Source organism: Pseudomonas yamanorum, from assembly GCF_900105735.1.
GTDB lineage: Bacteria > Pseudomonadota > Gammaproteobacteria > Pseudomonadales > Pseudomonadaceae > Aquipseudomonas > Aquipseudomonas yamanorum.
Map to the genome: position 1 here is coordinate 5,255,191 of NZ_LT629793.1, position 13,562 is coordinate 5,268,752.

Annotated in this window: 13 protein-coding genes; 12 read left to right on the top strand and 1 reads right to left on the bottom strand. The window is 60.1% G+C overall.

Translation table 11 applies throughout. The annotated features are described in order from the left end of the window. Positions 1-166: 166 nt before the first annotated feature. The 9 genes from BLU46_RS24780 (at position 167) to BLU46_RS24820 (ending at position 7,773) form a co-directional block, all read left to right on the top strand. Positions 167-1,606: an aminotransferase-like domain-containing protein gene (locus tag BLU46_RS24780; RefSeq protein WP_008434911.1), complete on the top strand. Its 1,440-nt coding sequence runs from the start codon at positions 167-169 to the stop codon at positions 1,604-1,606. Positions 1,607-1,710: 104 nt separating this feature from the next. Beyond that, positions 1,711-2,211, top strand: coding sequence for a translation initiation factor 2 (locus tag BLU46_RS24785; protein WP_093207365.1), 501 nt, complete (start codon positions 1,711-1,713; stop codon positions 2,209-2,211). Positions 2,212-2,373: 162 nt separating this feature from the next. Then, on the top strand, positions 2,374-2,628 hold the full coding sequence (locus BLU46_RS24790; protein WP_026077765.1) for a YkgJ family cysteine cluster protein: 255 nt from the start codon (positions 2,374-2,376) through the stop codon (positions 2,626-2,628). Between the two features lie 44 nt (positions 2,629-2,672). Further along, positions 2,673-3,278 (top strand): START domain-containing protein, encoded by a 606-nt coding sequence (locus tag BLU46_RS24795; protein ID WP_063027992.1) that lies wholly within the window; start codon positions 2,673-2,675, stop codon positions 3,276-3,278. A 79-nt stretch (positions 3,279-3,357) separates the two neighbouring features. Further along, positions 3,358-3,618 (top strand): hypothetical protein, encoded by a 261-nt coding sequence (locus BLU46_RS24800; protein ID WP_017475778.1) that lies wholly within the window; start codon positions 3,358-3,360, stop codon positions 3,616-3,618. A gap of 213 nt (positions 3,619-3,831) precedes the next feature. After that, positions 3,832-4,173 (top strand): ribonuclease E inhibitor RraB, encoded by a 342-nt coding sequence (locus BLU46_RS24805; protein ID WP_003193463.1) that lies wholly within the window; start codon positions 3,832-3,834, stop codon positions 4,171-4,173. Between the two features lie 436 nt (positions 4,174-4,609). Further along, positions 4,610-6,019: a circularly permuted type 2 ATP-grasp protein gene (locus BLU46_RS24810; protein ID WP_017475776.1), complete on the top strand. Its 1,410-nt coding sequence runs from the start codon at positions 4,610-4,612 to the stop codon at positions 6,017-6,019. Between the two features lie 3 nt (positions 6,020-6,022). Continuing rightward, positions 6,023-6,973 (top strand): alpha-E domain-containing protein, encoded by a 951-nt coding sequence (locus BLU46_RS24815; protein WP_063027996.1) that lies wholly within the window; start codon positions 6,023-6,025, stop codon positions 6,971-6,973. Continuing rightward, positions 6,970-7,773: a transglutaminase family protein gene (locus BLU46_RS24820; RefSeq protein WP_093207368.1), complete on the top strand. Its 804-nt coding sequence runs from the start codon at positions 6,970-6,972 to the stop codon at positions 7,771-7,773. The genes BLU46_RS24815 and BLU46_RS24820 overlap by 4 nt, the downstream gene beginning before the upstream one ends. A gap of 104 nt (positions 7,774-7,877) precedes the next feature. Here the strand turns inward: BLU46_RS24820 and BLU46_RS24825 are convergent, their stop codons facing one another. After that, positions 7,878-8,681, bottom strand: a complete 804-nt coding sequence (locus BLU46_RS24825; protein ID WP_093207371.1) for a c-type cytochrome — start codon at positions 8,679-8,681, stop codon at positions 7,878-7,880. Positions 8,682-9,361: 680 nt separating this feature from the next. On the opposite strand from BLU46_RS24825, the gene BLU46_RS24830 reads away from it, so the two are divergent. From BLU46_RS24830 to BLU46_RS24840, 3 genes are all read left to right on the top strand, one after another. Further along, positions 9,362-10,567 (top strand): acetyl-CoA C-acetyltransferase, encoded by a 1,206-nt coding sequence (locus BLU46_RS24830; protein WP_093207375.1) that lies wholly within the window; start codon positions 9,362-9,364, stop codon positions 10,565-10,567. 16 nt (positions 10,568-10,583) lie between these two features. Continuing rightward, positions 10,584-12,731 (top strand): 3-hydroxyacyl-CoA dehydrogenase NAD-binding domain-containing protein, encoded by a 2,148-nt coding sequence (locus tag BLU46_RS24835; RefSeq protein ID WP_093207380.1) that lies wholly within the window; start codon positions 10,584-10,586, stop codon positions 12,729-12,731. Between the two features lie 91 nt (positions 12,732-12,822). Further along, complete coding sequence (locus BLU46_RS24840) at positions 12,823-13,551, top strand: amidotransferase (protein ID WP_093207383.1); 729 nt, start codon at positions 12,823-12,825, stop codon at positions 13,549-13,551. Positions 13,552-13,562 lie beyond the last annotated feature (11 nt).

The following is a 13,562-nucleotide window of genomic DNA, read 5'->3' on the forward strand; positions in this document are numbered from 1 at the left end:
CAGTGATCGGGTTTTTTGTGCCCGCCATTCAGTTCACCACCCTTACAGTTTTTTCTATCACTGCCGCCCACGCTCGACTATTGTGGCAACTGTCCCCGTACACTTCTAAACTGTGCCGGTATGTTTCACACAAAAATAAAATACCCGTGAAATCGAGTGCTGCGTCATGACCAATCTGTTGCTTTACCAACGTATCGCCCAGCAACTGGCTGAGGATATCCGCCGCGGTGTCTATCAACCGGGCGAGCGCGTGCCTTCGGTGCGCAAAATGAGCTCCCAGCTCAATGTCAGCCACGCCACCGTGTTGCAGGCCTACGCGAACCTGGAAGACCAGGGGTTGATTCGCGCGCGGCCGCAGTCCGGGTATTACGTGCACCAGACGCCGGCGCTCACCGCGCCTACGCCGGATATTGCCCGGGTCGAGCGTCCAGGGTTGGTCACCCGCAGCAGCATCATTCAACAGGTGTTGGTCGAATCCCGTCGCGAAGGCGTGTTCCCGCTGGGGGCTGCCGTGCCGAGTGTCGACTACTTGCCGGTGCGTGCACTGCACCAGCAACTGGCCAAGGTCACGCGCTTCCAGAGCCCGCGGGCGTTCAGCTACATGTTCAGCCCGGGTTTTGAACCGCTGCGGCGCCAGGTGGCGATCCGTATGCGGGATGCCGGGGTGGTGGTCGATCCGTCCGAAGTGGTGATCACCCACGGGTGTGTCGACGCGTTGCAGATGTCGCTACGGGTCCTGACCCGTCCCGGCGACTTGATCGCCGCCGAATCGCCGACCTATTACGGCTTGCTGCAACTGGCGGATTTGCTCGGCCTGAAGGTCATCGAAATTCCCAGCGACCCGGCCACCGGCATGAGCCTGGAGGCCCTGCAACTGGCGGCCAACCAATGGTCGATCAAGGCCCTGGTGCTGACCACGCGCCTGAGCAATCCCCTGGGCGGCACCATGCCCGAAGAGCGGCAGAAACAGTTGCTGCGCTTGGCGTCGGATTTCGATATCCAGGTCGTCGAGGACGATATCTACGGCGAACTGATGTTCGAACTGGGTCGCACCAAGGCGCTCAAAGCCTACGACCGCCTGGACCGTGTCATCTATTGCTCCAGTTTTTCCAAGACCTTGTCACCGGGCATCCGCATCGGCTGGATGATCGCCGGCAAGTACCAGCAGGAAATCCAGCGCCTGCAAATGTTCAGCACCCATTCGGCCTGCAGCGTGACCCAGATGGGCACGGCGGCGTACCTGGAAAACGGCGGTTACGACCGGCACTTGCGCTATATCCGCCAGGAGTATCGCAAGAACCTCAGCGCGTTCCAGCTGGCAGTGCAACAGTATTTCCCCGAAGGCACCCAGATGACCCGGCCGACCGGCGGTTTTATCCTGTGGGTCAGTTTGCCGGGACGGGTCAATACCCAGGAACTGCACGTGCGTGCCTTGCAGCAAGGCATCAGCATTGCACCGGGGCTGATCTTCAGTAATACAGAACAGTTCAACCACTGTATTCGCCTGAACTGCGGCACGCCGTGGAACCGCGAGGCGGAGCGCGCGCTGATGACCCTCGGCATGCTGGCGAGCCAGTTGTGCCAGGAGACTGCGGCGGGTTTCTGAGGCATGGAAAGGGGACACGTAGGGTAGCTGGCTAATTACCATGCTTGTCATACCGCCCTCAACAAGCGAGCATATGGCCTTCTGCCGTTAATGCTGCTGGCGATATGACTTATACCTTTCCTGCTGCGCTGCTGATCTGCGTGTTAAGCCTGTGTAACGCTGGCGCCGTCCTGGCGGCTCCCGCCGGTGAAACAGCCCCTGCTGCCAGCACCCAGCAGAAGGCACCGGCGAAGAAAGCCGCTGCGGTAAAGAAGACACCGGTGGCGAAGAAAGCACCCGTCAAGAAAGCAGCACCGGCTAAAAAGCGTGCGCCTATTGCCAGCAAGTCAAAATCAGCCCACGAAGTGGCCAAGACTCAATTGCCGCCTGCGGAACTGGATTTGAGCCTGCCGTCGAACATGGTTCGCCACCTGCAACCTCTCGGCACCATGCCGCAGCCGAAGAATGTGCCGCTGCTGCCGCCGATGTTTGCCGAGAAACCCACCGATAACAGCGCGTTCCAGATCAACGGGCGCCTGCTCAGCAATGAAATGCAGCTGCAACTGCGCAACGAAGAACGTCGCGAGGTAGAAGGCGCGGCGCTGGATTTCCAGTTCAAGCAATAAACCCGACGACTGAAAGTGACGCGTCCCCCTGACCTTCTGTCGCAGACTGGCCAGTCACTTTTGTTTTCGGTGAAAAACCCCTATTAGGCCAATTTAAAACGTCTGTTTAAGCGCGTAGTCTTACGTGGCCATCAACATTGAGTTGTCGAGGATCTGTTCGTCATGAAATGCCGTGAAGGCTGTGGCGCTTGCTGCATTGCCCCATCCATCAGTTCTCCGTTGCCGGGGATGCCTGCCGGCAAACCGGCGGGCGAACGCTGCCTGCATCTTTCGGTCGAACAACTGTGCCAGTTGTTTGGCCAGCCAGAGCGGCCGGCGGTGTGCAGTTCGTTCCAGCCGGATATCGAAGTGTGTGGCAACAGCCAGGCAGAAGCGATCAAGTTGATCGGCTGGTGGGAACAGATGACCGCGGCTTAGTGGGCTGTTCAAAGTACTGAACTTCAACAATAAGGAATAAGACCATGGGTTCACTGAAACGAATTGCTGTGTTGTGCGGTTTTACCGTGATGTTTGCTGCCGCAGCGCACGCTGAAGACTGGCAGACTGCCAAGGATGAAGACGGCATCAAAGTGTCGTTGAGTGAAATTGCCGGCTCCAAATACAAGGCTTATCGCGGTGTGACCACCATCAAGGCACCGCTGGCCAAGATCCAGGCGTTGCAGGAAGACGTGGCCGGGGCCTGTTCCTGGATCCACGAATGCAAATCGCAAAAACTGCTTAAGCAAGAAGGTGACAAGAGCTGGACCTACACCCAGTTCAAGGCCCCGTTCCCGGTCACCGACCGTGACTCGATCCTGGAAATCACCACCACCAAGGCCGCCGACGGCAGCGTGACCCGCAAGCTGTTGGAAGTGCCGACCTACCAGCCCGAAGTCAAAGGCTATGTGCGCGTAGCCCAGGTTGACGGTTACTGGAAGCTGGTGCCTAAAGGCGACAACCTGACCGAAGTGACCTATCAGGTGCACACCGAGCCAGGTGGCAGCGTGCCGTCGTGGTTGGCCAACAAGTTTGTGGTGGACGCACCGTTCAACACCTTGAAAGCCCTGAAAGAACACGCTGAAAAGTAACTGCAGTTGATCAGGTGCCTCCTGCCTTGAGTGGAACGATTTCCAAGCCCTCAAGGTCCAGATAGATGTAAGCCCACCCATGGGTTTTATCGAGGAGGCTCTGATGCCAAAGTGGAACGTTTCCTTCACTGATGATCATGGTGAGTCGGTAGTCGAGCAATTCGAATGCGAGCAAAAACCGACCCTTGAAGAGGCTGCGCGCCTGGTTCGCGCTCGCGTATCTCCGGTGCTGAAGGAATTGGATCTCAACGATCTCGAGGGGCGTGTTGCCGAGCCCACGGTGAAGATCCTGAAAGATCAAAACAGCATTAAAGACCTCAAGGTCGACCCCGCCGCCTGAACATTCCCTGTACACCCTTAAACAGACTCTGGTGGAGCTGAAAGCTTCGCGCTACTCTGCAATGGAGATCAGCGAATGAATCGCTAAGGTCTGGTCTTGTCAGCTACATGCTTGTCTCCCAGCGGCGACTTCATTGCCGTAACACCCGCGCCCTTGCAGCGCGGGCCTTGGGAAGCACGGAAAGTCTATCCATCGGTGTGAGGAGGACGTTTCATGAGCACAGCCTATCAAGAAGACATCAGCACCAACGTGTTGCGCCGCATGAAAGAGGGCGGCTTTGACTTCTCACGTTTCCACCCCATTGAGTTCTACGCCATTTTCCCGGATGAGGAACGTGCGCGCCGGGCTGCGGGTCGGTTTCGTGGGGAATCCCTGAATGCCCAGGTCAGCGCGCGGGATGACGGCGCCTGGTACCTGGAACTGAGCAAAATCATGTTCGCCACCTACGACGGCATAGGAGACTTCGAGCAGGACTTTGAGGCAGTGGTCGAGCCTTTGGGCGGGATCATTGAGGGATGGGGCGTGAAACAGGAGGTGCGTGGGTTACCCATGTAGCGGCATGAGCAACAACACAGCGTATCGGCTGACCTTTGGGTCGGCCGTTTTTGTTTCTGGCTTGGGAAAAATCCGGCTCAAAAAAAACCACCCGAGCAGGGTGGTCAAAGGGAAGATCGGAGCGAAGGGGAACCGATCGGTACATGCCGTATCACGTTACCCATCAAGCAAAGGTTCAGGCTGTAGGACATGTCCTGTTCAGCCGATGGAGGTGATTATCCGCAGGGTTTGCCGCGCGGTGAAATCAACTCTGACTATGCTGGTGATAGTCATGGCCTGCATTGCAATGAGGCGCCGCCCATGACAGCGGGCATTTGCTGCACCGGGACGGTGCGGTGAGACCTGCGCCTATCTCCAACTGATTGAAACTTAAGTGTTTATGCCGCTGGCACGGGCCTTGCGATGGTTCTGGCGTCCGGGTGACAAGGAGTACGGCATGATCCGCACTTATTACGATGAGATGTACGACGGGGCAGGGCAGGTGCGCCCCCATTACCGCGAGTTCGCCCGCTGGTTGGCCGAGACGCCTGCCGAACTGCTGGCTCAGCGCCGCCGTGAAGCCGATTTACTGTTTCACCGGGCCGGTATCACCTTCACGCTGTATGGCGATGAGCAAGGCACCGAGCGCCTGATTCCCTTCGACACGATTCCCCGCAGCATCCCGGCCAGTGAGTGGCGGATCGTCGAGCGCGGCTGCATCCAGCGGGTCAAGGCGCTGAACATGTTTCTCGCCGACCTGTACCACGAACAACGGATCATCAAGGCCGGGATCATCCCTGCCGAGCAAGTGCTGGCCAACGAGCAATACCAGTTGGCGATGCAGGGCCTGGACCTGCACCGCGATATCTATTCCCACATCTCCGGCGTCGACCTCGTACGCGATGGCGACGGTACTTACTACGTCCTCGAAGACAACCTGCGCACCCCCAGCGGTGTCAGCTATATGCTCGAAGACCGCAAGATGATGATGCGCCTGTTCCCCGAACTGTTCGCCGCCCAGCGCATCGCGCCCATCGACCACTACCCCAACCTATTACTCGACACCCTGAAAAGCTCCAGCCCGCTGGATAACCCCAGCGTGGTGGTACTCACCCCGGGACGTTTCAACAGTGCGTTCTTCGAGCATGCGTTCCTGGCCCGTGAAATGGGCGTGGAATTGGTGGAAGGTGCCGACCTGTTTGTTCGCGATGACCGCGTGTTCATGCGCACCACTGACGGCCCCAAGGCGGTGGATGTGATCTACCGCCGCCTCGACGACGCGTTCCTCGACCCGCTGGCCTTCAACCCGGACTCCATGCTCGGCGTGCCAGGCCTGCTGGCGGCGTACCGCTCGGGCAATGTGGTGCTGGCGAATGCCATCGGCACCGGGGTGGCGGATGACAAGTCGGTGTACCCCTTCGTCACCGAGATGATCCGTTTTTACCTGGATGAGGAACCGATCCTGAAGAATGTTCCGACGTTCCAGTGCCGTAATCCCAGTGAACTGTCCCACGTGCTGGCCAACCTTCCGGAGCTGGTGGTGAAGGAAACCCAGGGCTCCGGTGGCTACGGCATGTTGGTCGGCCCGGCCGCCTCGGCGGCGGAAATCGAAGCCTTCCGCGCACGCATCAAGGCCAAGCCCCACGCCTATATCGCGCAGCCAACCCTGTGCCTGTCGACGTGCCCGACCTTCGTCGAAAACGGCATCGCCCCACGCCACATCGACCTGCGTCCGTTCGTGCTGCAAGGCAAGGAAACCCGTGTGGTGCCCGGCGGCCTGACCCGCGTGGCCCTGCGGGAAGGTTCGCTGGTGGTCAACTCGTCCCAGGGCGGCGGCACCAAAGACACCTGGGTGGTCGAGGATTGAAATATGTTGAGTAGAACTGCCTCGGATTTGTATTGGATGTCGCGCTATCTGGAGCGTGCGGAAAACCTTGCACGGATGCTCGACGTCAGTTATTCGCTGTCGCTGATGCCTCAGGACGGACGCGGCGACGGCCTGCATGAACTGGCAATGCCACTGTTGATCACCGGTACCCTCGACGATTACCGCGAGCGTCACGGTGAGCTGCACGCCGAGCGCTTGCTGCACTTCTTCGCCCTGGATGCGGCCAACCCCGCCAGCATCTACAGCTGCCTCGGTGCGGCCCGGGCCAGTGCCCACGCCGTACGTGGGCGAATCACTGCCGACATGTGGGAAAACATCAACGCCACCTGGCTGGAAATTCGCGACATCGCCCAGCAGGGCCTAAGCCGTTATGGCATGAGCCGGTTCTGCGAGTGGGTCAAGGAGCGCTCCCACCTGTTCCGTGGCGCCACCTACGGCACCATCATGCGTAACGACGCTTTTCGTTTTATCCGCCTCGGCACCTTTATCGAACGCGCTGACAACACCCTGCGCCTGCTGGATGCCCGCTATGAAATGGCCGGTGACCAGGCCGAAGCGGTCACCGATGGCACCGCCCACGCCTACTATCAGTGGAGTGCGCTATTAAGGGCCTTGTCCTCTTTCGAGGCCTACACCGAGATCTACCGCGACGCCCCAGGCGCCCGGCAAGTCGCCGAACTGTTGCTGCTCCGCGCCGACGTCCCGCGTTCGCTGCGGGCGTGCAGTGAGGAGATTGATCAGATCCTTGGCAGCCTGCCCGGCATCAACGGTCGCCCGGCCCAGCGCCTGGCGGCTGAAATGGATGCACGGCTGCGCTTTACCGCGATCGACGAAATTCTCGAGGAAGGCCTGCACGCTTGGCTGACCGACTTCATCCCGCTCGTGCGCGAGCTGGGCGATGCTATTTACAGTTCCTACCTGGAGGCGGCATGAGACTTTCCATCAGCCACGAAACCACCTACCACTACGAAGACCAGGTGCGTGCCAGCATCCAGTACCTGCGTCTCACGCCCCACGACAGCGAGCGTCAGCACGTCCTGAGCTGGCAACTGGACCTGCCCCGGCCGGTGCGGGCGCAACTGGACCCGTTCGGTAACATCCTGCACGTGCTGACCCTGGATGAGCCCCACGAAGCCATCATCATCGGCGCCCGTGGCCAGGTGGATATCGATGAATTGCGCGAGGCGGAACATGAAAGCCAGTCGGCATTTCCGTTCCTGCGCTGCACCCGCTTGACCGAGCCGGACGATGCCCTGCGCAGCTTTGCCGAAAAGCATTGCCACCAGCGCCGCGACCGCAGTGCGTTGATTGATCTGATGCATGCGCTGAACCAGTACATGACCTACTCGCCCGGCTCTACCGAAGTCGACACCTGTGCGGCCAAGGCGTTTGCCGGGCGTGCCGGGGTGTGCCAGGACCACACCCACGCCTTCCTGGCCTGTGCCCGTAGCCTGGGTATTCCGGCGCGGTACGTGTCGGGGTATTTATACAGCGAAGACTGCGAGCACCTGGCCAGCCACGCCTGGGCCGAAGCCTGGCTGGATGACGTCTGGTACAGCTTTGACGTGACCAATCAACTGGCCCGGCCGGAGCGGCATCTGAAGCTGGCGGTGGGCCTGGATTACCTGGACGCCTGCCCGGTGCGGGGCATGCGCCGTGGGGGAGGGCATGAGCAGATGCATGCCAAGGTATTTGTGGCACCGACACCGGTGATTTCGGTGCAGCAGCAGTAGGATTCCGGGAAAGAGAGGGAGCTGTGTAGCAGGAAAGCTCTCTGTGCCAGCAAAGCTTTTTGTGGCGAGGGAGCAAGCTCCCTCGCCACAGATTTACCCGAGCCTTAAGGCTGCTTTCTGCCTGCCATATGCTTCAAGTACCCCACCAGCAAATCCAGGTCCGCATCCGGCAGCACGCTGGTGGCAAACGCCGGCATCTTCGCCTGTGGCCAATGCCGCATGCTTTGCGGGTCGCGGATGTAGCGCTTGAGGAAATCCCCGGTGAAATATTCAGTGGGGTTGTAGGGAATATTCAAGTCCGGCCCCACCTGCGCATCGCCAGCCCCGTTGAGGCGATGACACGCCAGGCAGTTCTTTTGGAACAGCGCGAAGCCTTGATTCACCGGATCATTCGCCGCCAGTTTCGGGTCCGGTAACAACGCCGGAAAGCGCTCCGCCACCGTCTTCAACTGCTTGATGCCGGAGATCTGAAACGGCCATTGCTCAGGGCTGATGTGCCCGGCCTGCGGGTCCGTCCACACCAGATAAAACGGCCCGGCGCTGGGTTTGCCGTCCGCCAGCGGCGGCCATGGGTGCGCCGGGTCTTCTACCGCCAACCAGGCCCGCGCGCCGCTTTTTGATAGCAGCGGTGCCGCCGTCAGTTCTGCGGCAAAGCCGTCAAGCGCCACCGCCTGCAGATGATTTTCCGGCGTTATGCCCGGCAACAGCGCTGCCAACGGTACCGCGCGATACGTCATGTTGCGCTTGTAGGAAACGTCATCAACGATCTGCACCGTCTGTGCATCCGAGCGCTTGAGCAGCTCGGCGGTTTCCCAGGTTTTACGGGTGTGATCCAACTCGATGGTCAGCTGTGCGGCAGACGCCGGCAAGGCGAGCAGCAAGCTCAGGAGGACGATGATCTGTTTCAAGGAAGGGCCCGTGTTTGAGTGGCGATGCGGGTTCACGATACCGCAAAACTACCTGAAACCGGCACGCAAAACGGCAGCCCCTGACGGGATCGCTATACGCAATATCCCGAAAGGTGCTGCCAAAGGCTGCGATCCTGGCGCTGTGTTTGCGCAGAATGGGGGGCGTTAGACGTCACCCAATAACCTTGGTTAGATTGGGCAAGATCAGAATCAGTGTGGTGGCGAAAAGAATAAGTCCCGCCTGACGTACTTTCGAATGCTTGAACATGGCTGACTGCCTTTTGTTGTTATTCCTGAGCGTCAAATGCGTGCCGGTCGATTCAACTATGACGGTGCTACATGACTCTTTTCTTACAGTTCTTACAGGTGCCCCAGCAAAACCCGGCGGCAACCTTTTACTTCTCCTACAGATTCAACCTTAGAGCCCTCGTTCTATATGGCTTAGATCCATTTCATCTCATTACCTGAAGAAAACTTATTAAAAAGGCATGAGGCCAATTGCCAGCCAGACGCCAGCCCTAGGGCTAGACAGCTAAAACGATTAATCAGCCAAATCCCGTAGCCTCCTACCGTTCGTCTGAGCGTGTGCGTCAAGGTCAATGAGCGGTTCGGTCATTGAATCCGGCGCCCCGGCGCCTAAGGTAAGGGCACGATCCGTAGCCCAGTGATTCGAGGACGTCATGACCCAAGCTTTGATCTTTGATGCGATACGCACGCCCCGTGGCAAAGGCAAGGCGGATGGCGCCTTGCACAGCGTCAAGCCGGTAAACCTGGTGGCCGGGTTGCTGACCGCGCTGCAACAGCGCACCGATCTCGATACCCGGCAAGTGGATGACATCGTCCTGGGATGCGTCACGCCGGTGGGGGACCAGGGCGCCGACATCGCAAAGACCGCCGTCTTGGTGGCGGACTGGGACGTCAGCGTCGCCGGTGTGCAGATCAACCGGTTTTGCGCCTCGGGCCTGGAAGCCGTGAACCTCGGCGCGATGAAAGTGCGCTCCGGCTTTGAAGACCTGGTGGTGGTCGGCGGCGTCGAGTCCATGTCCCGCGTGCCCATGGGCAGCGACGGCGGTGCCTGGGTGCTGGACCCGCAAACCAATATGCACAGCCACTTCACCCCGCAGGGCATCGGTGCCGACCTGATTGCCACGCTGGAAGGCTTTACCCGCCAGGACGTCGATGCCTTTGCCTTGCACTCACAGCAGAAAGCAGCGCGGGCCAGATCAGACGGTTCCTTCAACAAGTCGCTGATCGCTGTGCAGGACCAGAATGGCATCGTGCTGCTGGGTCAGGACGAGTTCATCCGGGCCGACTCCACCCTCGAAGGCCTGGGCAAGCTCAAGCCCAGCTTCGAAATGATGGGCCAGATGGGCTTTGATGCCACGGCCTTGCGGGTCTACAGCCACGTCGAGCGTATTAACCACGTGCACACACCGGGCAACAGTTCCGGGATCGTCGACGGCGCGGCGTTGATGCTGATCGGCTCTGAAGCCAAAGGCCGCGAACTCGGCCTGCAACCCCGGGCGCGCATCGTCGCTACGGCGGTCACCAGCACTGACCCCACCATCATGCTCACCGGCCCCGCACCGGCCACCCGCAAGGCCCTGGCCAAGGCTGGCCTGCGGGTTGAAGACATCGACCTGTTCGAGGTTAACGAGGCGTTTGCGTCGGTGGTGCTCAAGTTCATCAAGGACATGGGCATCGACGCCGCCCGGGTCAACGTCAACGGCGGCTCCATCGCCATGGGCCACCCGCTGGGCGCTACCGGCTGCGCGATTCTCGGCACCTTGCTCGACGAACTGGAGGTGCGCCAGCAGCGGTATGGCCTGGCCACCCTGTGTGTCGGCGGCGGCATGGGTATCGCCACCATCATCGAACGCCTCTGAGCCTAAGGAATCAGTCATGACCGATGCCATTCGTTACGAAAAAGGCCAGGACCAGATCGTGGTGCTGACCATCGACATGCCCGGCCAGAGCGCCAACACCATGAACGGGGTGTACCGCGAGGCCATGGCGGCCACCGTTGCCCGCCTGGAGGCCGAAAAGGATTCGATTGCGGGCGTGATCATCACCTCGGCGAAAAAGACCTTCTTTGCCGGCGGTGACCTCAATGAACTGATCAAGGTCGACAAGCCCCACGCCAAGGATTTCTACGCCAGCGTGCTGGTGCTGAAGGCGCAACTGCGCGCCCTGGAAACCCTCGGCAAACCGGTAGTGGCCGCCATCAACGGCGCGGCATTGGGCGGTGGCTGGGAGATTTGCCTGGCGTGCCAGCACCGCGTGGCGCTGGACCACAAGTCGGTACAGATCGGCCTGCCGGAAGTCACCCTCGGCCTGCTGCCGGGCGGCGGCGGTGTGGTGCGCATGGTGCGTATGCTCGGGCTGGAAAAGGCTTTGCCCTACTTGCTGGAAGGCAAAAAGGCTACGCCGCAACAGGCGCTGCAAGCTGGATTGATTGAGGAGCTGGCGGCAGATCGTGACGAGCTGCTGGCCAAGTCCCGGACGTGGATTCTGGCCAACCCCGAGGCGAAACAGCGTTGGGACATCAAGGGGTATCAGATCCCTGGCGGCACGCCTTCCAATCCTAAGGTCGCGCAAATGCTCGCCATTGCGCCATCGATCCTGCGCGCCAAAACCAACGGCTGCTTCCCGGCCCCGGAGAAAATCCTCTGCGCCGCCGTGGAAGGTGCCCAGGTGGATTTCGACACCGCCCACCTGATCGAAACCCGCTACTTCACTGAGCTGGTTACCGGGCAAGTGGCAAAAAACATGATTGGCACCTTCTGGTTCCAGCTCAATGAAATCAATGCCGGTAGCTCGCGACCCCAGGGTTTTGCGCCGTACGTGACACGCAAGGTCGGCGTGCTTGGCGCCGGGATGATGGGGGCGGGCATTGCTTATGTCAGCGCCTCGGCGGGCGTTGAGGTGGTGCTGAAGGACGTCAACCTGGCGGCGGCGGAGAAGGGCAAGGCCCACTCGGCAGCGTTGCTCGACAAGAAGGTCGGCCGTGGGCAATTGACCACTGAGCAGCGGGAAACCATCCTCGCGCGGATTATTCCTACCGAATCCGATGCCGACCTCGCCGGCTGCGACCTGATCATCGAAGCCGTCTTCGAAGACCGGGAACTCAAGGCCAAGGTCTCGGCCGCCGCGCAGAGCGTGGTGGGGGCCGACGCAGTCATCGCCTCCAACACCTCCACCTTGCCCATCAGCGGCCTGGCCACGGCGGTGCCCGACCAGGGCAAGTTTATCGGCCTGCACTTCTTCAGCCCGGTGGACAAAATGCCCCTGGTGGAAATCATCAAGGGTACCCACACCAGCGACGAAACCCTGGCCCGAGGTTTCGATTTCGTCCTGCAAATCAAGAAAACCCCGATCGTGGTCAACGACAGCCGCGGCTTCTTCACCTCACGGGTGTTCGGCACCTTCACCAACGAAGGCATCGCCATGCTCGGCGAAGGCGTGGCGGCGCCGATGATCGAGACCGAGGCGCGCAAGGCCGGCATGCCTGTGGGACCGCTGGCGGTCTCTGATGAAGTTTCCCTCAGCCTGATGAGCCATATCCGCCAGCAGACGGCCAAGGACCTACAGGCCGAGGGCAAGCCGTTACCCCAGCATCCGGCATTTGCCGTGATCGACCTGTTGCTCAACGAATACCAACGCCCGGGCAAGGCCGCTGGGGGCGGCTTCTACGATTACCCGGCGGGCGGGCAGAAACACCTGTGGCCGGAGCTGAAAAACCGCTTTGAAAAGCCTGAGCAACGGATCTCCGCCCAGGACGTACGCGACCGTTTGCTGTTCATCCAGGCCATTGAAACCGTGCGCTGTGTGGAGGAGGGCGTGCTGATGTCGACGGCCGATGCCAACGTCGGCTCGATCTTCGGTATCGGTTTTGCCGCCTGGAGTGGCGGGGCGCTGCAATTCATCAACCAGTACGGCCTGAACGACTTCATCGCCCGTGCCCGTTACCTGGCCGAGCAATACGGTGAGCGCTTCACGCCACCGGCGCTGCTGTTGGAGAAAGCCGCAAGGGGTGAAGCGTTCCGGTGATCAAAATGTGGGAGCGGGCTTGCCTTGGAAGGGTATTTCAAGGCAGGCTCTGGGGTGTTCATTATTCCCATCGCCGTGTCAGGTATTTTTTATGTCGTTACGCGTGTGCATCCTGGAAACCGATATCCTGCGTCCTGGACTGATCGATCAGTACCAAGGGTACGGGCAGATGTTCAAGCGCCTGTTTTCCAAACAGCCGATTGCCGCCGAGTTCGTCATCTATAACGTGGTGCAGGGTGAATACCCGGCGGATGACGAAGTGTTCGACGCGTACCTGGTGACGGGCAGCAAGGCCGACTCCTTTGGCACCGATCCCTGGATCCAGACCCTCAAGACCTACCTGCTGGACCGCCATGCCCGCGGCGACAAACTGATCGGCATCTGCTTCGGCCACCAGTTGCTGGCGCTGCTGTTGGGCGGCAAGACCGAGCGGGCGACCAAGGGTTGGGGCATGGGCATCCATGACTACAAACTGAACGCCAAGGCACCGTGGATGAGCCCGGTGGTGGAAGAATTGACGCTGTTGATCAGCCACCAGGACCAGGTCACCACCTTGCCGGAAAACGCCACAGTGATCGCTTCCAGCGAATTCTGCCCGTTTGCGGCGTACCACATCGAAGACCAGGTGCTGTGCTTCCAGGGCCACCCGGAATTTATCCACGACTATTCCCGCGAGCTGCTGGAGATTCTTCAGACAACCCTGGGAGAAAAGGTCTACACCAATGGTGTGGCCAGCTTGGAACGAGACCACCACGGTGTGACCGTGGCGGAATGGATGATGCGGTTTGTGGCGCACAAACCCGAAGCAGGAGCTGCCTGAAACCGTCCAGG